This is a genomic window from Streptomyces sp. NPDC002206 (assembly GCF_053593595.1).
This window is the reverse complement of sequence record NZ_JBSFCW010000015.1, coordinates 119,930-145,210: the sequence shown is the minus strand read 5'-3', so window position 1 is coordinate 145,210 and position 25,281 is coordinate 119,930. Positions and strand designations below refer to the sequence as shown.

General features: G+C 68.0%; 18 protein-coding genes. 9 read left to right on the top strand and 9 right to left on the bottom strand.

Annotated elements, in window-relative coordinates:
* Positions 1 to 79: 79 nt before the first annotated feature.
* From ACWCP8_RS25505 to ACWCP8_RS25490, 4 genes are all read left to right on the top strand, one after another.
* A complete protein-coding gene (locus ACWCP8_RS25505) occupies positions 80 to 868 on the top strand; it encodes an ATP-binding cassette domain-containing protein (RefSeq protein ID WP_030979331.1) in 789 nt (262 codons plus the stop codon).
* Positions 865 to 2,163, top strand: coding sequence for a sugar ABC transporter permease (locus ACWCP8_RS25500; RefSeq protein ID WP_327243776.1), 1,299 nt, complete (start codon positions 865 to 867; stop codon positions 2,161 to 2,163). Before ACWCP8_RS25505 ends, ACWCP8_RS25500 begins: the two co-directional genes overlap by 4 nt.
* 175 nt (positions 2,164 to 2,338) lie before the next feature.
* The gene (dxs, locus tag ACWCP8_RS25495; protein ID WP_451118358.1) at positions 2,339 to 4,267 is read left to right on the top strand and encodes a 1-deoxy-D-xylulose-5-phosphate synthase; all 1,929 of its coding nucleotides are present in this window, start codon (positions 2,339 to 2,341) and stop codon (positions 4,265 to 4,267) included.
* A 192-nt stretch (positions 4,268 to 4,459) separates the two neighbouring features.
* Entirely contained in the window at positions 4,460 to 5,971 is a 1,512-nt protein-coding gene (locus ACWCP8_RS25490) for an amino acid permease (protein WP_451118356.1), read from the top strand.
* A 1-nt stretch (position 5,972) separates the two neighbouring features.
* On the opposite strand, the gene ACWCP8_RS25485 is transcribed toward ACWCP8_RS25490, so the two are convergent.
* Both ACWCP8_RS25485 and ACWCP8_RS25480 read right to left on the bottom strand, forming a co-directional pair.
* Positions 5,973 to 6,380 (bottom strand): NTP pyrophosphohydrolase, encoded by a 408-nt coding sequence (locus tag ACWCP8_RS25485; protein ID WP_451118354.1) that lies wholly within the window; start codon positions 6,378 to 6,380, stop codon positions 5,973 to 5,975.
* 39 nt (positions 6,381 to 6,419) lie between these two features.
* Positions 6,420 to 7,520, bottom strand: a complete 1,101-nt coding sequence (locus ACWCP8_RS25480; RefSeq protein WP_451118352.1) for an LCP family protein — start codon at positions 7,518 to 7,520, stop codon at positions 6,420 to 6,422.
* 395 nt (positions 7,521 to 7,915) lie between these two features.
* On the opposite strand from ACWCP8_RS25480, the gene ACWCP8_RS25475 reads away from it, so the two are divergent.
* From ACWCP8_RS25475 to ACWCP8_RS25460, 4 genes are all read left to right on the top strand, one after another.
* Complete coding sequence (locus ACWCP8_RS25475; RefSeq protein WP_451118350.1) at positions 7,916 to 8,899, top strand: hypothetical protein; 984 nt, start codon at positions 7,916 to 7,918, stop codon at positions 8,897 to 8,899.
* A gap of 324 nt (positions 8,900 to 9,223) precedes the next feature.
* A complete protein-coding gene (locus ACWCP8_RS25470) occupies positions 9,224 to 13,015 on the top strand; it encodes a bifunctional glycosyltransferase/CDP-glycerol:glycerophosphate glycerophosphotransferase (protein WP_451118348.1) in 3,792 nt (1,263 codons plus the stop codon).
* Entirely contained in the window at positions 13,008 to 14,477 is a 1,470-nt protein-coding gene (locus ACWCP8_RS25465; protein ID WP_352264767.1) for a hypothetical protein, read from the top strand. Before ACWCP8_RS25470 ends, ACWCP8_RS25465 begins: the two co-directional genes overlap by 8 nt.
* Before the next feature lie 82 nt (positions 14,478 to 14,559).
* Positions 14,560 to 16,068 (top strand): hypothetical protein, encoded by a 1,509-nt coding sequence (locus tag ACWCP8_RS25460; RefSeq protein ID WP_451118346.1) that lies wholly within the window; start codon positions 14,560 to 14,562, stop codon positions 16,066 to 16,068.
* A gap of 31 nt (positions 16,069 to 16,099) precedes the next feature.
* Here ACWCP8_RS25460 and ACWCP8_RS25455 read toward each other — a convergent pair whose 3' ends face one another.
* The 6 genes from ACWCP8_RS25455 to ACWCP8_RS25430 all read right to left on the bottom strand — a co-directional run bounded on the left by ACWCP8_RS25455 (position 16,100) and on the right by ACWCP8_RS25430 (position 23,779).
* On the bottom strand, positions 16,100 to 17,023 hold the full coding sequence (locus ACWCP8_RS25455) for an endonuclease/exonuclease/phosphatase family protein (RefSeq protein ID WP_451118344.1): 924 nt from the start codon (positions 17,021 to 17,023) through the stop codon (positions 16,100 to 16,102).
* 139 nt (positions 17,024 to 17,162) lie between these two features.
* A complete protein-coding gene (locus tag ACWCP8_RS25450; RefSeq protein WP_451118342.1) occupies positions 17,163 to 19,292 on the bottom strand; it encodes a 3-hydroxyacyl-CoA dehydrogenase NAD-binding domain-containing protein in 2,130 nt (709 codons plus the stop codon).
* Positions 19,289 to 20,509 carry a thiolase family protein gene (locus tag ACWCP8_RS25445; RefSeq protein WP_451118340.1) on the bottom strand — a complete coding sequence of 407 codons (1,221 nt, stop codon included), beginning with the start codon at positions 20,507 to 20,509 and terminating at the stop codon, positions 19,289 to 19,291. Before ACWCP8_RS25445 ends, ACWCP8_RS25450 begins: the two co-directional genes overlap by 4 nt.
* A 294-nt stretch (positions 20,510 to 20,803) precedes the next feature.
* A complete protein-coding gene (locus ACWCP8_RS25440) occupies positions 20,804 to 22,081 on the bottom strand; it encodes an HRDC domain-containing protein (protein ID WP_451118338.1) in 1,278 nt (425 codons plus the stop codon).
* A 117-nt stretch (positions 22,082 to 22,198) separates the two neighbouring features.
* Entirely contained in the window at positions 22,199 to 22,861 is a 663-nt protein-coding gene (locus ACWCP8_RS25435; protein WP_024488613.1) for a helix-turn-helix transcriptional regulator, read from the bottom strand.
* Between the two features lie 258 nt (positions 22,862 to 23,119).
* Positions 23,120 to 23,779 carry a DUF3000 domain-containing protein gene (locus ACWCP8_RS25430; RefSeq protein WP_352264776.1) on the bottom strand — a complete coding sequence of 220 codons (660 nt, stop codon included), beginning with the start codon at positions 23,777 to 23,779 and terminating at the stop codon, positions 23,120 to 23,122.
* Between the two features lie 92 nt (positions 23,780 to 23,871).
* On the opposite strand from ACWCP8_RS25430, the gene hemE reads away from it, so the two are divergent.
* Positions 23,872 to 24,945, top strand: a complete 1,074-nt coding sequence (gene hemE, locus ACWCP8_RS25425) for a uroporphyrinogen decarboxylase (protein ID WP_352264778.1) — start codon at positions 23,872 to 23,874, stop codon at positions 24,943 to 24,945.
* Between the two features lie 38 nt (positions 24,946 to 24,983).
* Here hemE and ACWCP8_RS25420 read toward each other — a convergent pair whose 3' ends face one another.
* On the bottom strand, positions 24,984 to 25,217 hold the full coding sequence (locus tag ACWCP8_RS25420; RefSeq protein ID WP_451118335.1) for a hypothetical protein: 234 nt from the start codon (positions 25,215 to 25,217) through the stop codon (positions 24,984 to 24,986).
* Positions 25,218 to 25,281 lie beyond the last annotated feature (64 nt).

Here is a 25,281-nt window from a genome sequence, read left to right as displayed (position 1 = left end):
GTACATCGACGCTGCCCCTCGTGGCGCGGCGTCTCCGCCGGTCAGGCGGCACATCCCCGCCGGTCAGGCGGCGAAGGAGATGGTTCACGTGTCACAGACGCCCGTGCTGGCGTTGCGTGGGGTCTTCAAGCGATTCGGAGCGGTCCAGGTCCTCTCCGGTGTCGATCTCGAAGTCCACGCCGGAGAAGTGGTCGCCCTGGTCGGCGACAACGGTGCAGGAAAGTCCACGCTGGTCAAGACGATCGCCGGCGTGCACCCCATCGATGAGGGCGTCATCGAGTGGGAGGGCGCGAAGGTGGACATCAACCGTCCGCACGACGCCCAGAACCTCGGCGTCGCCACCGTCTACCAGGACCTTGCGCTCTGCGACAACCTGGATGTCGTCGCCAACCTCTTCCTCGGTCGCGAGATCAAGAAGGGTGGCGTCCTCGACGAGGTCGCCATGGAGAAGCGGGCACAGGACCTCCTGTCCACGCTCTCCATCCGTATCCCCAGCGTCCGTATCCCGGTTGCCGCGCTCTCCGGCGGCCAGCGCCAGGTCGTGGCCATCGCCCGTGCCCTGGTCGGCAACCCCAAGATCGTGATCCTGGACGAGCCCACCGCGGCCCTCGGCGTCGAGCAGACCGCACAGGTCCTCGACCTGGTGGAGCGGCTGCGCGAGCAGAACCTCGGCGTCATCCTCATCAGCCACAACATGGCCGATGTGAAGGCTGTCGCCGACAAGGTCGCCGTGCTGCGACTCGGCCACAACAACGGCATCTTCCCTGTGGCGACGACCAGCCACGAAGAAATCATCGCCGCGATCACGGGCGCCACGGACAACGCCGTGACCCGTCGCAAGTCCCGCAGCGCGGAGGCATCCAAGTGAGCAAGATCAGCAAGACTTCGGCCGAGGTCCCGGCCCAGGCAAAGGCCACCGAGGCTCCCGTAGCAGCGGCCGGCGCAGTCAAGGTCGTCGACCCCCGCCTGCTCATCCGTGAGCAGGGCTTCAAGGGCTACTGGACCGAGTTCAAGCGCAAGGTGCGCTCGGGCGAGATCGGCTCGCTGCCTGTCGTGGTGGGCCTGATCGTCATCGGGATCGTCTTCCAGGTCGAGACCGGAAACTTCCTCACCTCGTACAACCTCGACCAGATCACGCTGTACGCGGCGGGCCCCGGCATCATGGCCGTGGGCATCGTCTTCGTACTGCTGCTCGGCGAGATCGACCTCGCGGTCGGTTCCGTCGCGGGTCTCGCGGGTTCGGTGTGGGCCGTGCTCGGCACGGACATGCCCGACTCCCTCGCCATCGTGGTCGGCATCCTGTCCGGCACGGTCATCGGCGCCTTCCACGGCATCGTCTTCGCCAAGATCGGCGTGCCCGCGTTCGTCGTGACGCTGGCAGGCTTCCTGGGCTGGGCCGGTCTGCAGACCTGGGTGATGGGCGACAAGTCCACCATCACCACCCCGCTCGGCAGCTTCGTCCGCGACCTGACCAGCTACTACTTCGCCGACGTCGCCGCCGCCTACGGTCTCGCCGTGGTCGTGATCGTCGCCTTCTACCTCGCGCAGCTGCGCGACTCGAGCCGCCGCAAGGCCGCAGAGCTGCCGCACCGCCCGCAGAGCGAGATCATCCTGCGCACCGTGCTGATCGCCGTCCTGTGCCTCCTCGCCGCGTACGCGTTCAACCAGGAGCAGGGCCTCCCGCTCTCCCTGGTGATCTTCCTCGCGATCCTGGTCATCACCGACTTCGTTCTGCGCCGCACCACCTACGGCCGTCAGATCTTCGCGGTCGGCGGTGGCATCGAGGCAGCGCGTCGTGCCGGTATCAACGTGTCCTGGATCCGCATCTCGGTGTTCATGATCTCCGGCACGCTCGGTGCGGTCGGCGGTCTCTTCCTGGCCTCCGCGACCGGCGGCGCCGACCGTTCGCTCGGTGGCGGCAACCAGCTCATGATGTGCATCGCCGCAGCCGTCATCGGCGGTACGTCCCTGTTCGGCGGACGCGGCAAGGTCTGGTCCGCGCTGCTGGGCATCCTGGTCATCCAGTCGATCGTCCAGGGCCTCAACCAGATGAACCTGTCGTCGAACGCGATCCAGTACATGATCACCGGTGGAGTACTCCTCATCGCCGTGATCATCGACTCGGTCTCGCGCAAGACCCAGAAGACGGCGGGCCGCGCCTGACCGCGGAACCCGCGCCTGTGCCCGGCACCCTTCGTGGTGCCGGGCACCTGCGTGTACGTATGTACGCACGCGCCGATCCGCACCGGAAAACACCTCCCGATGACCTCGGCCCCGGACGGAACATTAGACTCAGCGGACCGGCACGCTCGACCAGCTCAAACGCAAGGAGGCACGGGTGGCCCTGCTGACCCGCATCGGGGGACCGCGCGACCTGGACCGGCTCAGTCCTGAGCAGCTGGAACAGCTTGCCGAGGAGATCCGGACCTTCCTCGTCGAAGCAGTCTCCAAGACCGGCGGCCACCTCGGCCCCAACCTGGGTGTGGTCGAGCTGACCATCGCCCTGCACCGGGTCTTCGATTCGCCGAAGGACAAGGTGCTCTTCGACACCGGCCACCAGAGCTACGTACACAAGCTCCTCACCGGTCGCCAGGACTTCTCGAAGCTCAAGAGCAAGGGCGGCCTGTCGGGCTACCCCTCGCGCGCCGAGTCCGACCACGACATCATCGAGAACTCGCACGCCTCCACCGTCCTCGGCTGGGCCGACGGCCTCGCCAAGGCCAACGAGGTGCTCAAGAAGAACGACCATGTCGTCGCGGTCATCGGTGACGGCGCTCTCACCGGCGGTATGGCCTGGGAGGCGCTGAACAACATCGCCGCCGCCAAGGACCGCCCGCTCGTCATCGTCGTCAACGACAACGAGCGCTCCTACGCCCCGACCATCGGCGGCCTTGCCAACCACCTCGCCACCCTGCGCACCACCGACGGCTACGAGCGCTTCCTGGCCCGCGGCAAGGACATCCTGGAGCGCACCCCCGTCGTCGGGAAGCCGCTGTACGAGACGCTGCACGGCGCCAAGAAGGGGCTGAAGGACTTCATCGCCCCGCAGGGCATGTTCGAGGACCTCGGCCTGAAGTACGTCGGCCCGATCGACGGCCACGACATCGAGGCCCTGGAGTCCGCGCTGCAGCGGGCCAAGCGCTTCGGCGGGCCGGTCATCGTGCACTGCCTCACCGAGAAGGGCCGCGGCTACACCCCCGCCCTCCTCGACGAGGCCGACCGCTTCCACGCCGTCGGCAAGATCCACCCCGACACCGGCCTCCCCATCGCCACCTCCGGCCTCGACTGGACCTCGGTCTTCGGCGAGGAGATGGTCAAGCTCGGCAAGGAGCGCAAGGACATCGTCGCGATCACCGCGGCCATGCTCCAGCCGGTCGGCCTCACCAAGTTCGAGAAGGAATTCCCGGACCGGATCTACGACGTCGGCATCGCCGAGCAGCACGGCGCGGTCTCCGCGGCGGGCCTGGCCACCGGCGGACTGCACCCCGTCTTCGCGGTGTACGCCACGTTTCTCAACCGGGCCTTCGACCAGGTCCTGATGGATGTCGCCCTGCACAAGTGCGGTGTCACGTTCGTCCTGGACCGGGCGGGAATCACCGGCACCGACGGCGCCTCGCACAACGGCATGTGGGACATGTCGATCCTGCAGTGCGTGCCGGACCTGCGGATCGCCGCCCCGCGCGACGCCGACCAGGTCCGTGCCCAGCTGCGCGAGGCCGTCGAGGTCGACGACGCCCCGACCGTGGTCCGCTTCTCCAAGGGTGCGGTCGGCCCGTCCGTCAAGGCCGTCGGCAGGGTCGGTGGCATGGACGTGCTCCGCAGGGCCGACACCGCCCGCCCGGACGTCCTCCTGGTCTCCGTCGGCGCGCTCGCCCCGATGTGCCTGGAGATCGCCGATCTGCTGGACGCCCAGGGCATCACGACGACGGTCGTCGACCCGCGCTGGGTCAAGCCGGTCGACGAGGCCATGGCCCCGCTCGCCGAACAGCACCGTGTCGTCGTCACCGTCGAGGACAACAGCCGGGCCGGCGGTGTCGGCTCCGCCGTCGCCCAGGCGCTGCGCGACGCCGGAGTCGACGTACCGCTGCGCGACTTCGGTATCCCGCCGCGCTTCCTCGACCACGCCTCCCGCAAGGAGGTCATGGCGGAGATCGGGCTGACCGCGCCCGACATCGCCCGTCAGGTCACCGGTCTCGTCGCCAAGCTGGACGGCCGCTACGACAGCGACGCCCGCACGCACTCCGTGATCGAGCCCGCCCGGGACTGACCTGCCCGACACACGGACCCGTGCCCGCACGGGTCCGAACGAGCGACGAGCGATACGGCCAATGGGCCGGTCGGACCACCCTGTACGAGTGGCCCGACCGGCCCATTCGCGTGAAATCGCTCGACGTGGGGCCCTGCGCCCCCGGTGATGTCCCAATCATGGCGTTCACGACGAGTGCGTGGAGGTACGCCGGTGACTGCGCAGCAGGACACACCACCCACCCAAGGCGGGCTGTTCCGGACCAAGACGGTGGAACAGTCCATCCGTGACACCGAGGAGCCGGAGCACGCTCTCAAGAAGTCCCTCTCCGCGCTGGACCTCACGGTCTTCGGAGTGGGCGTCATCATCGGCACCGGCATCTTCGTACTCACCGGCAAAGTGGCGAAGGAATCGGCGGGGCCTGCCACCGCACTCGCCTTCGTGGCCGCCGCTATCGTCTGCGCCCTTGCCGCACTCTGTTACGCCGAGTTCGCCTCCACCGTTCCGGTCGCGGGGTCCGCGTACACCTTCGCGTACGCCTCGCTGGGTGAACTGATCGCCTGGATCATCGGCTGGGACCTCGTGCTGGAATTCGCCCTGGGCACAGCGGTGGTGGCCGTCGGCTGGTCCGGCTACGTCCGCTCGCTGATGGACAACGTCGGCTGGGACATGCCCGACGTGATCGCCGGGCCGGATGCGGCAACAGGATTCGGCTTCGACATCCTGGCCTTCGTCCTGGTACTCGTCCTGACCGCCATCCTGGTGCTCGGCATGAAGCTCTCCGCCCGGGTCACGACCGTTGTGGTCGCCATCAAGGTGGCCGTCGTCCTGATCGTGATCATCGCGGGGCTTTTCTTCATCAAGGCCGCCAACTACTCACCCTTCGTCCCGCCGGCTGAGCCGCAGACGTCCGGCTCGGGACTGAACGCGCCGCTGATCCAGCTGATGTTCGGCTACGCACCCACCAACTTCGGCGTGCTGGGCATCTTCACCGCCGCCTCTGTCGTCTTCTTCGCCTTCATCGGCTTCGATGTCGTGGCCACCGCCGCCGAGGAGACCAAGCTTCCGCAGCGCGACATGCCGCGGGGCATCCTCGCCTCGCTCTTCATCTGCACGGTGCTCTACGTCGCAGTGTCGCTGGTGGTCACCGGCATGCAGCACTACACCGAACTGTCCGTGAGCGCCCCGCTGGCCGACGCCTTCAAGGCCGTCGGGCATCCCTTCTACGCGGGCGTCATCAGCTTCGGAGCCGCGGTCGGCCTCACGACGGTGTGCATGATTCTGCTGCTGGGTCAGACCCGGGTGTTCTTCGCGATGAGCCGTGACGGGCTGCTTCCGCGGTTCTTCTCCAAGACGCACCCGAAGTTCGGCACCCCGTACCGCCCGACCATCCTGCTCGGAGTGATCATCGCGATCGTTGCCGGTTTCACCAGCATCAACGAGCTGGCGACGCTGGTGAACATCGGCACGCTCTTCGCGTTCGTGGTTGTCGCCCTGGGTGTTCTCGTGCTGCGCCGCACCCGTCCTGATCTGCATCGCGCGTTCCGCACCCCGTGGGTGCCGCTGCTCCCGATCCTCTCGGTGGCCGCCTCGGTGTGGCTGATGCTCAACCTGCCGGCGGAGACGTGGCTCCGGTTCGCCATCTGGATGGCCCTCGGGGCGATCATCTACTTCTCGTACGGGCGTCGGCACAGCCGCATCAATGACGCCGTCGGCCGACCGTAGGTCAGTTCTTGTGGGGCGGCAGTGGCCGTACGGTACGGGGGCCTGCGCACTGCGCCCCGTACGCCTCGACCCGCTGCCGCAGCTCCCGGTCGGCCGTCACCACGACACAGTCGCGGTCCGCAGGCGGAGCCGCCTCGGCGGCGACGAGGTCGACGATCCGGTCGTCCCCACTGCCTGGCGCCGACTCCACCCGTACCCCCGGCACCGACGCGATGCCACGGGCCGCGCCCTCGACGACCAGCACCAGTTCGACGGGGCCGGGGTGGCCGGGCAGGCCGGCCGCGGCGAACGGGGCCAGGGAGTCCCGCAGCCGTTCGGCCGCCCCGAGCCGGTCCCGCCACCAACCGTCCGGCACCGACCCGACCACATTGGCCGCGTCCACGATCACCAGGGTCCGTTCGGTCAGCATGCCAAAAGGGTGTCATGCACCCGGCCGCCGCACGGTCCGTCAGCCGCCGGTGGCGGGGGACTTCTTCGCGGACTCCGGGATCGTGCCGTCCTTGCGGATCGCCTTCCAGAGGTCACCGGCCTGCGGCTGGGCCGCCACCACCCGGTTGGGGTCCTGCTTGTCGTACGCGACCGGAAGCATGATCGTTTCCATCGTGCTCGGGTCCACGCCGTTCATCGACCGGGCGAACTCCGCAAGGGACTTCAGCGAGGCGAGCCCGGAGTCGGTGGTCAGCGACTTGGTGGCCGAGTTGGCGATCTTGTACGAGTTCGTCGGACTGCCCAGCAGATCCTGCGACTTGACCTCACTCAGCAGTGCGAGGAGGAACTGCTGCTGGAGCCCGATCCGGCCCAGGTCGCTGCCGTCGCCGATGCCGTGCCGGGTGCGGACGTACGCGAGGGACTGGGTGCCGTCGAGCTTGTGCGGGCCCGCCGTGAGGTCGAGACCGGACGACGTGTCGTGGATGTCCTGCGGGACATCGACCGTGACCCCGCCGATGGCGTCCACCAGATCCTTGAACCCGGCGAAGTTGATCTCCAGGTAGTGGTCGATCCGGACCCCGGACATCTTCTCGACGGTCTTGACCACGCAGGCCGGACCGACCTGCGAGTAGACGGAGTTGAACATCACGCGGTTCGCGGACGGCGTCGTCGAGCCGTCGGCCTTGGTGCACTCGGGCCGGGTGACGAGGGTGTCGCGCGGAATGGACACGGCGACGGCCTGCTGCCGGCCCTCGGGTATGTGCACCACCATCGCGGTGTCGGACCGGGCGCCGCTGACGCTGCCGCCGCCCCCCAGCTCCTTGTTCTCGGCACCGGCACGTGAGTCGGAGCCGAGCACCAGCAGATTCTGACCGCTGGTGGGCAGCTTCTCCGGGCGGTCGTCCCCGAGCGCCTTGTTGATGTCGACGCCCTTGATGTTCCCGTCGAGACTGCTGTACAGCCACCAGAAGGTGCCACCGGCGGCGAGGAGCAGCACAAGCACGATACTGAGGGTGATCTTCAGGCCGCGGCGGCGCTTTCGGTCCTTCTTGCGGCCTTGCTGCGGAGTTCCTGCTCGTCGGGAGGCGCGCGGGCCCGGGGGCATGGCGTCGTGGCTCATCCTGCTCGAGTCCCTTGTCTCGTCGCCCGGAAGGGCTGGGTGGGGTGGACTCGGGTGGGGGGAGGAGCCGGTCCGTCTTTTCCTGGTGACTGTGCACTATAGACAGTCCCTCGGATGTGCGTACGAGTGACGTGGAGCTGTGTGCGTTGGACCGGCGACTGCTGGATCTGCGGAGAGACTTCGTTGTGACAGGCCACAGCTTTGGAACGCCCTTGGATACGGGGGTTTAAGATGTGGCAGATTCGAAATATTGCGCGAGTCGTCGGATGTCAGTTCTGGAAGGTGGCTGCAGACCCATGCTGGAGCACGGCACTCGTGAGACTTCAAGGGCTTCCGCTGGCTCTCATGCGCTTCGGGGCGCATGGCTCACCCGGGGCAAGGACGGCCGGCTCACTGTGTACGCCTCGGCCCAGGGCGGTCTGCAGCGATGGACCGAGGAGCGGCCCGGTGGTCCGATGTGGACCCGTCCCGAGTTCTTCGCGGCGCCGCATCTGACCCACCTGGCTCTCGTGCAGGACAGCAACGGCTATGTGCATTTCATCGCCCGCCGCGAGCGATGTACTGCCGGCAAGTCGGCGGTGGCCGACATCATGTATGCCATCCAGTACCAGACGGGCCGCCCGGTGTCGCAGTGGCGCTCCCTCGGCAACCCGCACAAGGATGCGGAATCGGCCCGTGGGATCGGGGTGCCGGTCGGTGTGGTGACGCCGTCGGGCGTAGTGCACATCTGTCTGCCGAACGCTCACGGCGGTCTTGCTCTCCGCCGTGAGCAGCCCGACGGTAAATGGCGTGCCTGGGAGGACCTCGGCGGCAGCGGCATCGAGTCGGTTCCGGCGATCGTCGCCCTCTCCATGGACCGCGTCGAGATCTTCGCGTCGACGCAGCTCGGTACGGCGCACTGGAGTCAGCAGAAGCCCGGCGGGCCGTGGGGCGAAGCCCAGCCCTCACGGTTCGCGGTATGCCCCGGCACGGCGGCCGGTCTGGAGACGGGGCCCGACCGGGCCACCTACTACTGGACCGATCCCGCAGGCCTCGGCGTGGTGGCGTACCGGGCCGGAGGATGGCCGATGCCGCTCGGCGGGGCGCCGGGCGACGGTCCCCATTCGACGGCGCGCGCGTTCGTGGACGGCTACGACTGCACTTTGCTGGCTCACCGGGGGGCGAACGGCACGGCGGTGATCGGTGTGGGAGTGACCGAGGGCGAGAGCAACGGCATGTGGTGGTCGGACACCGGAATGTCCTGTTCGGGCACGCCGGCGCTGGCCGAGGATGCCTTCGGCAGGGTGGTCATTGCCGTGATCGACGAGAGTGGGGAACCCCGAGTGGCCCGGCAGACGGACGGCCCGGGACTGACGCTCGCCGAGTGGCAGACCCTCTGAGAAGGGCCGACCGGCCCTCCTTCACACTCAGTAGGCAATATACGGCGCATTCATGACATCCCGTAAGGGTTGTACGGCGAGCGCCATGACTTCAATCACTCTCAGATGTCCAGAGTGTTTCGTGGGCCCTTACGGAACCTGCGCGTTGACATCCTTTAATGTTCACTTAAGATTTGCGTCTGACGCAACAGTTTCAAGAGTTGAGCGACCAGTGGCCGGTTCGGTCCGACCCTGGGCCCCCATGGCTCGGCGAAGGCGGTGCGCAGAGTTGGATGTTGGTGGTGGCGCAGGCGCGCTCCGCTGCCGTGAACTGGAGTGTGAAGCATGGTCGACGGGCCGCGCCTGAGTGTCATCGTCCCGTTTCAGGACGTTGAGATCTACCTTGCCGAGTGCCTGGAGTCCATCGCACGCCAGACGTTCCGTGAGTTCGAAGTCATCATGGTTGATGACGGCTCGACCGATCAGTCCACCCAGATCGCTCAGGAATTCTGCGCACGGGACCCCCGCTTCCGGTTGATACGCCAGGAGTCGCACGGCCCCGGCCACGCTCGCAATACAGGTCTTCGCGCCATGCATCCGGCGGGTGAGTTCCTGGTCTTCGCCGATGGCGACGACGTCATTCCGGAATACGCCTATGAGTTGCTCATCCGCACTCTCACGGAGTCCGGTTCGGATTTCGTTTCGGGCAATGTCCAGATGATGAACTCCACGACGAAGTGGCAGTCTCCTCTTCACAAGGGGCCGATGCAGCGCGACCGCCGTGGAACTCACATCACCCGGTTCGAGGCGCTGATCTACGACCGAACCGTCTGGAACAAGGTGTTCCGCCGTTCCTTCTGGGACTATCACTTCATTCAGTTCCCCGAAGGAGTCATGTACGAGGACTCCTGGGTGAACATGTTCGCCCACTTCCGGGCCCAGAAGGTCGATGTCATCACCGACATCGTGTACTTCTGGCGCCGCCGGGAAGGCGGCGCCGCCCCTTCGATCACCCAGCGGCACACCGAGCTCAGCAATCTGCGCGACCGGGTCGCCGCCGTGCAGTCCGTGAGCCGCTTCCTCGGACAGCACCGGTCGCGGTCGTTCAGGGACCACAAGCGCAAGTACGACGTCGCCTGCCTCAAGTCGGACCTCATGCTCCATCTGAAGGTGCTTCCCGACGCCGACGAGGAATATCGCGATGCCTTCATGCACTGGGCCCAGGAGTTTCTGAGCGAGGCGGACGAGGACATCATCGAAGAACTCCCCGCGGACGCGCGTGTCAAGTGGCTCCTCGTTCACCAGGGTCAGCTCGATGAACTGCTCGACGTCATAGAGTTCGAGCGCAAGGGCGGACCGCTTCCGGTACGCCGCGGACTGCACCGGTACCTGAACTATCCGCATCTGGGGAACCGCAAGACGGGTCTCTACAAGCGTGACTACCGGCTCGACAAGGAACTGTCGCCCTACAGCTCGGCCACCGGGGTGCAGTGGAACGGCGAGTGGCTGACGCTGACCGGTTCCGCCTATGTGCGCTTCATCAATGTGCACAAGCGGCACATGTCAACGAAAATGCTGGCGTTGCGCAACAAGAAGACCGGAAGCACTCTCGTCAATCTGGCCAAAACGACGTATTACCCCCAGGCGACCGAGTATTCCAACCAGAACCGCTACTGCTACGACTGGGCGGGCTTCGAGAGCCGCTTCGACACCACCCGGCTGAAAAAGAAGGGCGAGTGGGTCGAGGGAACCTGGGATGTCGCAGCCGGTGTGTTCAGCCGCGGGCTGTTCCGCTACAAGAGCATCGGCCGCGGTGGCGCAGGCACGGCGGCCAATCCGCCGTACCGGTATGTCGACAAGAACACCCGCATCGTCCCGCTGTTCGTGCAGGGCAGTCTGAAGCTCCGGGTCGAGGTCGTCCGGTGCCGCATCACGAGGCACCGCGTCGTCGGCGAGCATCTGGAGATCGGCGGCGTCTATCTCGGTCCGAAGATTCCCGAGTGGGGCAAGTTCCGTGTCACCAGCATGAATGGTGCGGGCCGCCATGACTCCTGGCTGAGTTTCCAGCCCGGCGGCGAGGGCTGGTGCACCTTCGTCACCCGTGTCCCACTGGCCAATGTGGTGCCCGGGTCGCGCGCCACGGGCGATGCCGTACCGCAGGCGTGGACCATGGGCAGCAACGGCTGGAAGGTCACCGTGCACATGGAGGGGCGCAAGGCGCCGCTCTACCCGGTGATGGCCGAGGAGGCCCAGGACGGCCACTACCGCATGCCGGCATCTCTGCAGACGGAGGATGGCGACCGCGAGATCGTCGTTCACCGGAACGGTTCGGGTTATGTGGTGCTGTTCGAACGCGCTGCTCTGCCCCTCCTCTCGGACGGTGTCTGGCTCGAGGACGGCGCGCTGGAGCTCGTCTGCGGATACTCCTGTGCCGACCTGCTCGGTCCCGCCGAGCGGGTCGCCGCCCACGTGGTCGTCCGCTCCCGTGCTCATGGCGCCGAACGGGCTGTGCCGATCCAGTGGGACGGAAACAGGTTCCGCTGTGTCCTCACCCCCGCCGCGATGAGGACGCTGGCCGGCGACATCCCTCTCGCCGCGGGCCGCTGGGACTTCTTCCTGCGCCGTCAGGACCCCTCCGTCGTAGCCCCGGACGACCGCTCCCCGGACCTCATGATCAAGATCGAGCAGGAGCTCATCGCCTCCATGCCCCAGAACATGGAGCAGGGCGACCGAGGGTACGAACTCCAGGCCGAGGCCTACGACAGGCTCTCGATGCTCGTGCAGTCCGCGATGCCCGAGGAAGCTCGAGGTCCATACCGGCAGAAACTGCTGCGGACCAGGGCATACCCACAGGCTCGGCGTCAGGACATTCGACCGGCCGTGCTCTTCGACGCCTTCAAGGGAACGCAGTACTCGGACAGCCCCCGGGCGGTGCACGAGGAGATGGTCCGGCGCGGGGTCGCGCTGGAGCACCTCTGGGTGGTGCGCGACGACCAGGTCGAGGTTCCTCCGACCGCCAGACGTGTGCGCATGTGGTCGCCGGAGTGGTACGAGGCCCTGGCGACTTCGCGCTACGTGGTCGCCAACAACCACCTCCCGGACTGGTTCCAGAAGCGTCCGGAGCAGGTCGTCGTCCAGACCTGGCACGGAACGCCGCTCAAGCGCATCGGCCATGACATCGAATCAGTGCACTTCGCGGACCAGCGGTATCTGGAGCGGGTCGAGAAGGAAGTCCAGAACTGGGACATGCTCGTATCGCCCAACAGCTTCTCCACTCCGATCCTCGAGAGAGCCTTCAGGTTTCCCGGAGAAATGGTCGAGTGCGGCTATCCGCGCAACGACATCCTGAGGCGTCACGACACGGGCCGCAGGGCGATGGAGATCCGTCGGCGCATCGGGCTACCTCCGGGCAAGCGTGTCATCATGTACGCCCCCACATGGCGGGACGACCAGTTCTACGCACCGGGAAAGTACAAGTTCGACTTCCGTATCGATCTCGACGACGCGCGGGAGCGGCTCGGTACGGACCATGTGCTGATGGTGCGTCGCCATCCGAATGTGGTGGATCCGGTTCCGGGCGCCGGGGACGGCTTCGTCTACGACGTCTCCGACTATCCGGACATGGCCGATCTCTCGCTCATAGCCGACGTGATGATCACGGACTACTCGTCCCTGATGTTCGACTTCGTCAACACGGGGCGCCCGATCCTGTTCTTCACCTACGACCTGGACCATTACCGCGACACGCTGCGTGGTTTCTATTTCGACTTCGAGGAGAGCGCCCCGGGGCCGCTGGTCTTCGAATCCGCCGAGCTGATTTCCGCGATCGGGGACATCGACCGGATCCAGGAGGGCTACGCGGACCGCTACCGGTGGTTCCAGGAGAAGTTCTGCGACCTGGACGACGGCTACGCCTCGGCCAGGCTCGCCGACCGGATTCTGGTCGCCGGCGGGGACCTGGACGCCTCGCAGGCGATGGCGCCGGCCGTCGGGACGGTGACGCCCTACAGCTCCGGCTACAACTCCGCCCAGGCGAGGGAGCGGGCCCTCCATGGCCGCGGCGTGGTGCCCCGGCAGCTGATGAGCAGCGCTACAGCCGAGCCGTACAGGCAGGAAGTGGACTCCGTACATGTCTAACGCAGCCCCGAACGGGCGTCCCGTGTTCAGCGGTGTCGAAGCCTCCGGGTCCGTTCCCATCGAGTACAGGTTCTCCCACGCGAAGAACGGAAACCGGCATCTGGTCGTCGTTTTCGCCAACCTCAATGCCCCCGGTGAGTGGGGATGGGCGAACGGAGTGCTCGACAAGACCCGCGCCAACATCCTGTGGATCCGTGACCAGTTCGACGGCCAGAACAGCTACTACCTGTGCAAGGGGATGGACTTCTCGCTCGAGAGGTCCGTCATCGAACTCATCTCCCGCGTCATGAACGCACTTGCTCTGACACCGGACGACTGCACCATGTTCGGCAGTTCGAAGGGCGGCACGGCAGCGCTGTACTTCGGATTGAAGTACGGCTTCCGGAACGTGGTGGCGAGTGTGCCCCAGTTCAGGATCGGCACCTTCGTCAAGGAATCGATGCCCGGTGCGGCCCGGTTGATGATGGGCGAAGTGACGGACGAGAAGGTGCACATCCTCGACTCCGTGCTCCCCAACGTGGTGCGGGCGGGGACGTATCGCGATGCCAATATCTATCTGATCTCGTCACCTCAGGACGAGCAGTACACACGCCATGTCGAACCCTTCCTCGGGCTTTTCCAGGGATACACGAACTTCAATTTCGTCTATAACGACTCTCCCCTGATCGCGAGTCACGGAAAAGTCACCCTGCGGAATCTCCCGACCATGATGGGACTCCTCAATCTCCTCGTCGACGGAATCATTCCCCGCATAGGCGTGGTGAGCAACGGCCAGGAGCAGCCGGAGCGCGACACGTCCGCCATCGACGCCTATCTCTCGTCCACCTCCCAGATGCGCGGCGATACGTTCCCCGCGCCCGTGGTCTCGACGCCGGTGTCCCATGAGGAGTTGCCGGGGAACGCCGTCCGTTTCGTCGGAAGCGCCCCGGGTGCTGTACGAGTCAGCATGTGGGAGAACGGCAAGTACCTCGGCTCGCCGCAGGTGCTCCCCGACGGCAGCTGGAGCTGGGCACCGGAGAAGACCTGGGCCAGGGGGAAGCACGTCATCAGGCTCTTCGCAGTGGACGCCAACAAGTTCCACAGCGCGCGCACCGAAGTGGTCTTCACCGCCCTGGACCCCGCTTTCGTACCGACACCGAATGTGCCGGCCGCACCGGTCGTGACCGCCCCGGTGGCCCACCAGCATGTGGTGGGTGCGGCGGTGGGATTCATGGGGTACGCGCAGGGCGCCGCCCAGGTGTCCTTTCGCGAGAACGGCACCCCTCTGGGTGTGGCGCCGGTCGGGCCCGACGGAAGCTGGTCCTGGGAGGCGGGCTGGGCCTGGCCCGAGGGCCCGCACAATGTCGAGTACGTTGCGGTGGATGCGGCCGGCAACGAGTCCCCGCGGAGCCTGCACGCCTTCACCGTGGTGAACACGTTTGCGGTGCCGGCGAACGCCTCGTATGTCGAGCCGCGTTACTGACGCCGCCGTTCGCACCGTGCGGAGGCGTGCCGAGCGCGCCGATGCCGTGTGAGGACCCCCACGAGATCGGAGTTCCCGAACCATGTCCAACGCACCTTCCGGCGGCGCCCCGCACAGTGGCATCGAAGCCTCCGGGAAGTACCCGGTTCAGTACAGGTTCGCCCATGCGAAGAAGGGCAACCAGCACCTGGTGGTCGTCTTCGCCAACTTTGCCGCGCCCGACGACTACGGGTGGTCGAACGGGGTCTTCGACAATCTCCGGTCCAACATCCTGTGGATCCGTGACCAGTTCGACGGCAAGAACAGCTACTACCTGTGCAAGGGGATGGACTTCGAACTGGAGCGGTCCGTCATCACCCTCATATCCAATGTGATGAACTCGCTGGGCCTCACCCCGGACCAGTGCACCATGTGGGGCGGCTCCAAGGGTGGCAGCGCAGCGCTCTACTTCGGCCTGAAGTACGGCTTCCGGAACATTGTCTCGATCGTCCCGCAGTTCCTGATCGGCACCTATCTGGAGAAGCACCCGTCGGTCGCGGAGTTCATGATGGGCCAGGTCACGGAGACGAACATCCGCGTCCTCGACAATGCGATCCCCGACCTGGTCCGCGCCGGGGCGAACCGCGGGGCCAACATCTACGTGCTCTCCTCGCCGCAGGACGAGCAGTACCCGGTGCAGGTGGAGCCGTTCCTCGGCCTCTTCAACGGCTACGAGAACTTCAACTTCATCTTCAGCGACTCTCCCTTCATCTCCGATCACACCGATGTGACCAGGAGAAACGTGCCCATGCTCATGGGGCTCATCAACTTCCTCATCGACGGCATGGCACCGCGTCTCGGCTTCGTCGGCAACGGCCGCGAGCAGCCCGACGCCGACAGATCCGCCATCGATGGCTACCTGAAGGCGACGTCCCAGGTGCGCCCGTCGTTCCCCGCCCCGATGGTCTTCACCCCGTCGCCCGGCCAGCAGGTCCATACGCCCACGGTCGGATTTACCGGCTCCGCGCCGGGCGCTGTGCGGGTGAGTATCTGGGAGCACGGAAAGTTCCTGGGCTCGCCCCAGGCCGCGCCCGACGGCAGCTGGTCCTGGGAGCTGGGTAGGCCCTGGTCCAAGGGGCAGCATGTCGTCCGCATCTTCGCGGTGGACACCACCGGCTTCGCCTCACCCGCGACCGAGGTCGCCTTCACCGTCCAGGCGCAGGGCTCCCCGTCACCGGGCCCGCACATGGCGTCCGGCGGACAGCTGCCGGTGCAGCAGACGGCCGGTCCCTCGGCCCCGGCCCCTGTCATCTCGGTACCGGCTCCGGGTCAGCAGGTTCCGGGCCCGGTCATCGGCCTCATGGGGTATGCGCCGGGCGCGGTGCATGTGGAGTTCGTGGAGGAGGGTATGCCGCTCGGCATGGCACCGGTGGCCCCGGACAGCAGCTGGTCGTGGGAATCGGGTTGGTCCTGGACCGAGGGGCCGCACACCGTGGAGTGCCATGCGGTGGACATGGGCGGCAACAAGTCCCAGCGGACCGCGGTCACCTTCAGTGTCGTGAATGCCTACGCCTCACCGGCGCCGGCGCAGCACCTGACTTCCGGCTACTGACGCCGCGCCCGCAGGGGGACCCGCCGCTTCGTCAGCCGGCCCTGACCCCCATGACGAGCGCCAGGTGGTCCGATGCCGCGGTCGCCCGTACCGAGCAATGCGTTCGCGGCAGTGCGGTGAACAGGTAGTCCACCTTGTGACCGGTGAGATGAGTGGCTCGGCCGCCGCGTGAGGAGGCCGACCCCTGGTCACACTCCCGGTAGCCGCGGTACATGTCGTACGGCCAGATCCAGCTGTCCTGGCTCCCGGCCGAAGGCGGCGCACTGTTCAGGTCCCCGCCGAACACCGTGCGCGCGTCCGCCGCGCCCACCAGCGACGAGAGCTGGTCGTCACGGTATTCCCAGTCCGGATGCGCCCGGTCGCCGCCGGGCAGAGTCAGGTGTGCATTGCATACCTGGACGCCGTGGGAGGCGACCGTGGCGCAGAGGATACCCCTGCGCAGCCCGACGGCCGGTTGCCGCGAGGGCACCACCGAGACACGGGACAGCGGCGACGAGGCGAGGATCGCGAAGCCCGCCTGTCCCTGACGCTGCTCCGCGCACCGGACATCGGCCTGCCGCCCCCGGGCGTCGCGGTAGGCGTACGCCCGGAAGGTGCTGCGCCAACCGTTGCCCAGTTCCTTCCGCGCCGAGGTGAGATCCCCGGCGCAGACCTCCTGCAGCATGATCACCTGCGCGCCGTCGACAGCGGCCAGCCGCTTCAGCGCCTCGATCTTCCGCCGGCTGCTCCCGGTGTCCTCGCAGTTCCATTGCCGTACGCCGCACATGTTCCAGGTCGCGATCCGCAGCTCTGCCGGTACGGCGTCCGCCAGGGGCGCGTGAGTGACGCCGGGCCGGCCGGACAGCGTGACCACGACGAGAGCGACCAGGGCCGCGGCCACCGGGGTCAGCCACGGGGTCCGCGAGCGCGGTGCCGCGGCGGAGACCTTCGTCAGTATCCCGGGACGACGCGGCATGACGCGGCCTCTCCCTCTGCCCGGATTCTTCCCGCCCGGACGCTTCGTCGGCCCGAACGCGCACGGACCGTACGGGACATGATCCCGTACGGTCCGTCCGGTCCTACGACCGGCCTGTCACGCAGGCAGGCCTGCCAACTTACGCCGGAACGCTCGCTACGCCCTGCGCCAGGAACTTCTTGCCGTTCACCCGCTCCGAGACGCCCTCACGGTCCAGGTACGGCGTGATGCCGCCCAGGTGGAAGGGCCAGCCCGCACCGGTGATCAGGCAGAGGTCGATGTCCTGGGCCTCGGCGACGACGCCCTCGTCCAGCATCAGACCGATCTCCTGCGCCACCGCGTCCAGGACGCGGTCGCGGACCTGCTCCTCAAGCAGGACGACATCGCCCTGCTTGAGGAGAGCGGCGACCTCCGGGTCGAGCTCTGGCTTGCCGGAGTCGTATACGTAGAAGCCGCGCTTGCCGGCCTTGACGACCGCCGCGAGGTTCTCGGAGACGGTGAAACGCTCCGGGAAGGCGCGGTTCAGGGTCTCGGACACGTGCAGACCGATGGCCGGGCCGACCAGTTCGAGGAGGACCAGCGGGGACATCGGCAGGCCGAGGGGCTCGATCGCCTTCTCGGCGACCTCGACCGGGGTGCCCTCGTCGATGACGTTCTGGATCTCGCCCATGAAGCGGGTGAGGATGCGGTTGACGACGAACGCCGGGGCGTCCTTCACCAGCACCGCGGTCTTCTTCAACTTCCGCGCCACACCGAACGCCGTGGCCAGCGAGGCGTCGTCGGTCTTCTCGCCGCGCACGATCTCCAGCAGCGGGAGGATCGCGACCGGGTTGAAGAAGTGGAAGCCGACGACCCGCTCCGGGTGCTGCAGCTTCGACGCCATCTCGGTGACCGAGAGGGACGAGGTGTTGGTGGCGAGGATCGCGTGCGCCGGGGCGACCGCCTCGACCTCCGCGAACACCTGCTGCTTGACGCCGATCTCCTCGAAGACGGCCTCGATGATGAAGTCGGCGTCGGAGAAGCCCTCCGCCTTGTCCAGCACACCGGAGACCAGGGCCTTGAGGCGGTTGGCCTTGTCCTGGTTGATCCGGCCCTTGCCCAGCAGCTTCTCGATCTCGGCGTGGACGTAGCCCACACCCTTGTCGACGCGCTCCTGGTCGATGTCGGTCAGGACGACCGGCACCTCCAGGCGGCGCAGGAACAGCAGCGCCAGCTGCGAGGCCATCAGACCGGCGCCGACCACGCCGACCTTGGTGACCGGGCGGGCCAGGTTCTTGTCCGGGGCACCGGCCGGGCGCTTGGCGCGCTTCTGGACCAGGTTGAAGGCGTAGATCCCGGAGCGCAGCTCGCCGCCCATGATCAGGTCCGCGAGGGCCTGGTCCTCGGCGTCGAAGCCGGCGCTCAGGTCGCCGTCCTTCGCCGCGGCGATGATCTCCAGCGCGCGGTAAGCGGCCGGGGCGGCGCCGTGCACCTTGGAGTCGGCGATGGCCTTGCCACGGGCGACGGCCTGGTCCCAGGCGTCACCGCGGTCGACCTCGGGGCGCTCCACCGTGACCGTGCCGTTCAGCACGTTCGCGGTCCAGATCAGCGACTGCTCCAGGAAGTCCGCACCTTCGAAGAGGGCATCGGCGATCCCGAGCTCGAAGACCTGCTTGCCCTTGAGCTGACGATTCTGGTTCAGCGAGTTCTCGATGATCACCGAGACCGCGCGGTCGGCGCCGATCAGGTTCGGCAGCAGGGCGCAGCCGCCCCAGCCGGGGACCAGACCGAGGAAGACCTCGGGCAGCGAGAACGCGGGCAGCGCCTTGGAGACGGTGCGGTACGAGCAGTGCAGACCGACCTCGACACCGCCGCCCATCGCCGCGCCGTTGTAGTACGCGAACGTCGGGACCGCGAGGCCGGAGAGGCGGCGGAAGACGTCGTGGCCGCCCTTGCCGATGGCGAGCGCGTCGTCGTGGTTCTTCAGCAGCTCGACGCCCTTGAGGTCGGCGCCGACCGCGAAGATGAACGGCTTGCCGGTGATGCCGATACCGGTGATCGCACCCTCGGCGGCCTCCTTCTCGACCTGGTCGATGGCGGCGTTCAGGTTCGCCAGCGACTGCGGTCCGAAGGTGGTCGGCTTGGTGTGGTCCAGGCCGTTGTCCAGCGTGATGAGGGCGAACCTGCCCGCGCCCGCCGGCAGGTCGAGGTGGCGCACGTGCGCCTGCGTGACGACCTCGCCCGGGAACAGCTCGGCTGCGCCCTTCAGAAGCTCAGTGGTGGTGCTCACTTGTTGCCTCCGTCGAAGTTCGGGTTCTCCCAGATGACCGTCGCGCCCATGCCGAAGCCGACGCACATGGTGGTCAGGCCGTAGCGGACCTGCGGCTGCTCCTCGAACTGACGGGCCAGCTGCGTCATCAGACGCACACCGGAGGAGGCCAGCGGGTGACCGTACGCAATGGCGCCGCCGTACTGGTTGACGCGCGCGTCGTCGTCGGCGATGCCGTAGTGGTCGAGGAAGGCGAGCACCTGGACGGCGAACGCCTCGTTGATCTCGAACAGGCCGATGTCACCGATCGACAGACCGGCCTTGGCGAGGGCCTTCTCCGTCGACGGGATCGGGCCGTATCCCATGACCTCGGGCTCGACACCGGCGAAGGCGTACGAGATGAGGCGCATCTTGACCGGGAGACCGAGCTCGCGGGCGACGTCCTCGGCGGCGAGCAGCGAGGCGGTGGCGCCGTCGTTGAGGCCCGCGGCGTTACCGGCGGTGACGCGGCCGTGGGGGCGGAACGGGGTCTTCAGACCGGCCAGGGACTCCAGCGTGGTGCCCGGACGCATCGGCTCGTCGGCGGTGACCAGGCCCCAGCCCGTCTCGCCTGCCTCGGCGTTGGTGCGGCGCACGGAGACCGGCACCAAGTCCTGCTGGATCTTGCCGTTGGCGTACGCCTTGGCGGCCTTCTCCTGCGAGCGGACTGCGTACTCGTCGGCGCGGAGCTTGGTGATCTGCGGGTACCGGTCGTGCAGGTTCTCCGCAGTCATGCCCATGAACAGGGCGGACTCGTCGACCAGCTTCTCCGATACGAAGCGCGGGTTCGGGTCAACGCCCTCGCCCATCGGGTGGCGGCCCATGTGCTCGACGCCACCGGCGACGACGACGTCGTACGCGCCGAAGGCGATGGAACCGGCCGTCGACGTGACGGCGGTCAGTGCGCCCGCACACATGCGGTCGATGGAGTAACCGGGGACGGACTGCGGCAGACCGGCCAGGATTCCGGCGGTCCGGCCCAGCGTCAGGCCCTGGTCGCCGATCTGGGTGGTCGCGGCGATGGCGACCTCGTCGATACGGGCCGGGTCCAGGTCCGGGTTGCGGCGCAGCAGCTCCCGGATGGCCTTCACGACGAGATCGTCGGCGCGGGTCTCGTGGTAGATGCCCTTCGGGCCCGCTTTGCCGAACGGGGTGCGGACGCCGTCGACGAAGACGACGTCCCGGATGGTACGAGGCACGATGGCTCTCCTCCAGGGTGCGGGATGGCACTGCTGCGCGGCACGCCCGGAAGCGCGCCGCCACCATCATGCTACTTGCGGGTAACCAGACTGCCCACCCCTCACGGCGGGAGCGGCGAACGTCACATGCCGGGGCGGGGACAAGCTGGCGCGATTCCGATCGTCCCCGACCGCTCTGCGGCCGCACTCCGGCAGACGAAAACGCCCCCGACCGGTCGGCCGAAGGCGTTTTCGTCGCACGATGTCGTGCAGCGTCGTCCAGGGAAAGTCGTGCGGGAAGGGGAGGTGCGAGGTTCAGGCCGTCGCCGACGTCAGGGCGCGCAGCAGGAGCGGCGCGACCTGTGCGATCTGCCAGCGCCGGGCCCCGTACGTGGTGAGTGCGTCCTCGACCGCGTCCGGCGTCGGGTTCTTCGGCGGCTCCCAGCAGACCCGGCGCACGGTGTCCGGCGTGATCAGGTTCTCCTGCGGCATGTGCAGCCGTTCGGCCAGCTCCGACACCGCGGCGCGGGCCGCCGAGAGCCGGGCGGCGGCCGCCGGGTCCTTGTCCGCCCAGGAGCGCGGCGGCGGCGGGCCCAGGAGGGGCTGGCCGGGCTGCGGGAGCTCGGCCTCGGGGAGCGCCTTGGCCCGGTCGATGGCCGCCTGCCACTGCTCCAGCTGACGCCGGCCCATGCGGTGGCCGAAGCCCGGCAGGGTGGTCAGCGCCTGGGTGTTCGGCGGGAGGGAGAGGGCCGCCTCGATGATCGCGCCGTCACCGAGGACCTTGCCGGGCGAGATGTCCCGGCGCTGCGCGACCTGGTCACGGGTGTTCCACAGCTCCCGTACGACCGCCATCTGACGGCGGCGGCGCACCTTGTGCATACCGGACGTGCGGCGCCACGGGTCCTTGCGCGGGGGAGCGGGCGGTGCCGAGGCGATCGCGTCGAACTCCTCCTGCGCCCACTCCAGCTTGCCCTGCTGTTCGAGCTCCTCCTCCAGGGCGTTGCGCAGATCGATCAGCAGCTCGACATCGAGCGCGGCGTATCGCAGCCAGGGGTCGGGCAGCGGGCGGGTGGACCAGTCGACGGCGGAGTGCCCCTTCTCCAGCGCGTAGCCGAGCACGTTCTCGACCATCGCGCCGAGGCCGACCCGCGGGAAGCCCGCCAGCCGTCCGGCGAGCTCCGTGTCGAAGAGTTCGGTGGGAGCCATCCCTATTTCGCGCAGGCAGGGCAGGTCCTGGGTGGCGGCGTGCAGGATCCACTCGCTGCCGCGCAGCGCCTCGCCGAGCGACGTCAGGTCGGGGCAGCCGACCGGGTCGATCAGGGCGCTGCCCGCGCCGTCGCGCCGCAGCTGTACGAGATAGGCGCGCTGGCCGTAGCGGTAGCCGGATGCGCGTTCGGCATCGACGGCGACGGGGCCGGTGCCCGCGGCGAAAGCCGCGACCACCTGGGCGAGGGCGTCGTTGGAGGCCACCACCGGGGGAATGCCCTCGCGAGGTTCGAGCAAGGGGATCGGCGCCGGGGCGACGTCGTCCGGGGGAGCGCCCCCGGTGGTTCGCAGTGAAGTGTCTGCTGCGGTCTCTTGGGCGTCGGTCACGTGTCAAGGGTATCTGTGTATGCACGGCGCCCGTCGACGGAACGTTCCGTCGACGGGCGCCGATGAATGTAAACCAGCCGGTCCGCATCGTTCTGCTGGCCGGCCGGGGTGTGCGGGTCAGTGGATGATGCCCGTGCGCAGGGCCACGGCGACCATTCCGGCGCGGTCTCCGGTGCCGAGCTTGCGGGCGATGCGGGCGAGGTGGCTCTTGACGGTCAGGGCGGAAAGCCCCATGGAGACACCGATGGCCTTGTTGGACTGCCCTTCGGCGACCAGCCGGAGGACCTCCACCTCGCGGCCGGACAGTTCGCGGTAGCCGCCCGGGTGGCTCGGGGTGCCGGGGGGCCGGCGGTGCATACGGGCGGCATTGGCGCCGATGGGAGCGACGCCGGGACGGGTGGGGTGGCCGATATTGGTGCGTGTGCCGGTGACGACATAGCCCTTCACGCCGCCCGCGAGGGCGTTGCGTACGGCGCCGATGTCATCGGCGGCGGAGAGGGCGAGGCCGTTCGGCCAGCCGGCGGCTCGGGTTTCGGACAGCAGGGTCAGCCCGGAACCGTCGGGCAGATGGACGTCGGCAACACAGATGTCGCGCGGGTTGCCGACGCGGGGACGGGCCTCCGCGATGGACGACGCCTCGATGACGTCACGTACTCCGAGTGCCCACAGATGGCGGGTGACGGTGGAACGGACGCGCGGGTCGGCCACGACGACCATGGCCGTCGGCTTGTTCGGGCGGTAGGCGACCAGGCTTGCGGGCTGCTCGAGGAGAACGGACACCAGGCCTCCTGGGGAGTGGCGGGACGGGCCGGCTCGGGGATGAAGCCGGGGCGAACCGTGCTTGAAGGGTCATTGACCTCTTCGGCAGCAGACCCGTCCTCCTTTAGAGGAAGATCACGATTTAGTGAGTAACAATTCGGGCAAATCGGACGGGCGATCGATTGTACGAAAAAAATGCCGGTATCCGGGTGAAGCCTGTGACGGATTGTTGCCGATACGTTTCGGACTGCATCAAAGGTGTAGCGGCGAAACGGCCGGCTACGGAACCTGCGGGCCGCGCCGCTGAGGCAGCGTCACCACCGCCGCGTCGGCCGGACCCGACGGCGGCAGACCGGCGATCTGGCACAGCAGATCCCCCCACGCCACCAGATGCGCCGCCGTGTCCGGCGCCCCGCCCCGCCCCTCGCGCGGGGTCCAGGACGCCCGGATCTCGATCTGCGTCGCCGGGCGCCGCTCGGACAGCGCACCGAAGTAGTGCGAACCTGCCCGGGTGACCGTGCCGCCCGCCTCCCCGTACGACAGGCCGCGCGCCTCCAGCGCACCGGTCAGCCAGGACCAGCACACCTCCGGCAGCAGCGGGTCGGAAGCCATCTCCGGCTCCAGCTCGGCGCGGACCAGCGTCACCAGACGGAACGTGCCGTGCCAGGCTTCGTGGCCGGCCGGATCGTGGAGCAGCACGAGGCGGCCGTCCGCGAGATCGTTCTCGCCCTCGACGACCGCCGCCTCCACGGCGTACGCGTACGGAGCGAGACGCTGAGGCGGCCGAGTCGGCTCCACTTCCAGCTCGGGGCGGAGCCGCGCCGAGCGCAACGCTTCCACCGCCGACCGGAACGCGGGCGGGACGGAACTGCCCTCCGCACTGTCCTTGCTGTCAGCGCCATCGGATTGTTCGGAAAATTGTCCCTGAGCCGGAGCCATGCGGGGAAGAGTAGGCGGAACCGGAGCCTCGTGCAGGGAGGGACACCCTGCGCGGACCCGGCTCCTTACCGCTTCATGCGAAGATTCTGTGCGTGAGTGCCAACGATCGCCCCTCGGGCCAGCAGACGAAGACCTCCGCCACCCATGGGTCGGCGTTCCTGAAGGCATGCCGCCGCGAGCCGGTGCCGCACACGCCGGTCTGGTTCATGCGTCAGGCAGGGCGGTCGCTGCCCGAGTACCTCAAGGTGCGCGAGGGCATCGCCATGCTCGACTCCTGCATGATGCCGGAGCTGGTCACCGAGATCACGCTGCAGCCCGTCCGCCGCCACAAGGTCGACGCGGCGATCTACTTCAGCGACATCGTCGTCCCGCTCAAGGCCATCGGGATCGACCTCGACATCAAGCCCGGTGTCGGCCCGGTCATCGCCGACCCGATCCGGACCCGCGCCGATCTGGCCCGGCTGCGCGACCTCACGCCGGAGGACGTCCACTACGTCACCGAAGCCATCGGCATGCTCACCGCCGAGCTCGGCCCGACGCCGCTCATCGGATTCGCCGGTGCGCCGTTCACTCTCGCGAGCTACCTCGTGGAGGGCGGTCCGTCCCGCAACCACGAGCGCACCAAGGCCATGATGTACGGCGAGCCGGAGCTCTGGGCCGAGCTCCTCGACCGGCTGGCCGAGATCACCGGCGCGTTCCTGAAGGTGCAGATCGAGGCGGGCGCCTCGGCCGTGCAGCTCTTCGACTCCTGGGTCGGTGCGCTCGCCCCCGCCGACTACCGCCGCTCCGTGATGCCGGCCTCCGCGAAGGTCTTCGACGCCGTCGCCCCGTACGGTGTCCCGCGCATCCACTTCGGTGTCGGCACCGGCGAACTGCTCGGGCTGATGGGCGAGGCGGGCGCGGATGTCGTCGGCGTCGACTGGCGGGTCCCGATGGACGAGGGTGCGCGTCGGGTCGGACCCGGCAAGGCGCTTCAGGGCAACCTCGACCCGGCGGTGCTGTTCGCGCCGACGGCGACGGTGGAGACGAAGGCGCGCGAGGTGCTGGACGCGGCCGCCGGTCTGGAGGGCCATGTCTTCAACCTGGGCCACGGTGTGATGCCGACGACCGACCCGGACGCGCTGACGCGGCTCGTCGAGTACGTACACACGCAGACCGCTCGCTGAGGGCTTTCCCGCCCTGGGGCGCCCGTACCGGTCCGGGCTCAGCCCCCGGCGGCGTTCGGGGACCAGACGCAGTGACAGGCGCGGCACTCCAGCATGCCGTTCAGCCGGTTGCCGGGGCCGACGGCCCGTATCCGCAGGTCCCCGCAGTCCGGGCAGGTCCGCCCGGCCCGGTCGGACCGGCGGGGGCGTGGGCGCCAGTCCTGCAGGGCGATGCCGATGGCCAGCGCGCCGACCGCCACCACGGCCGACAGCAGGATTCCGGCCATGGACATGACGCCTCCCCGTTCTACGATGCGGGCATCGTAGAACGGGGAGGCGCGGGCGTCGCCACCGGTG

Excerpts from the sequence above, each read along its gene's own strand:
- ACWCP8_RS25505 (WP_030979331.1), top strand. The coding sequence starts at position 80 with ATGGTTCACGTGTCACAGACGCCCGTGCTGGCGTTGCGTGGGGTCTTC.
- ACWCP8_RS25485 (WP_451118354.1), bottom strand. The coding sequence starts at position 6,380 with ATGCTGACCGAACGGACCCTGGTGATCGTGGACGCGGCCAATGTGGTC.
- ACWCP8_RS25480 (WP_451118352.1), bottom strand. The coding sequence starts at position 7,520 with ATGAGCCACGACGCCATGCCCCCGGGCCCGCGCGCCTCCCGACGAGCA.
- ACWCP8_RS25470 (WP_451118348.1), top strand. The coding sequence starts at position 9,224 with ATGGTCGACGGGCCGCGCCTGAGTGTCATCGTCCCGTTTCAGGACGTT.
- ACWCP8_RS25465 (WP_352264767.1), top strand. The coding sequence starts at position 13,008 with ATGTCTAACGCAGCCCCGAACGGGCGTCCCGTGTTCAGCGGTGTCGAA.
- ACWCP8_RS25460 (WP_451118346.1), top strand. The coding sequence starts at position 14,560 with ATGTCCAACGCACCTTCCGGCGGCGCCCCGCACAGTGGCATCGAAGCC.
- ACWCP8_RS25455 (WP_451118344.1), bottom strand. The coding sequence starts at position 17,023 with ATGCCGCGTCGTCCCGGGATACTGACGAAGGTCTCCGCCGCGGCACCG.
- ACWCP8_RS25430 (WP_352264776.1), bottom strand. The coding sequence starts at position 23,779 with ATGGCTCCGGCTCAGGGACAATTTTCCGAACAATCCGATGGCGCTGAC.
- ACWCP8_RS25420 (WP_451118335.1), bottom strand. The coding sequence starts at position 25,217 with ATGTCCATGGCCGGAATCCTGCTGTCGGCCGTGGTGGCGGTCGGCGCG.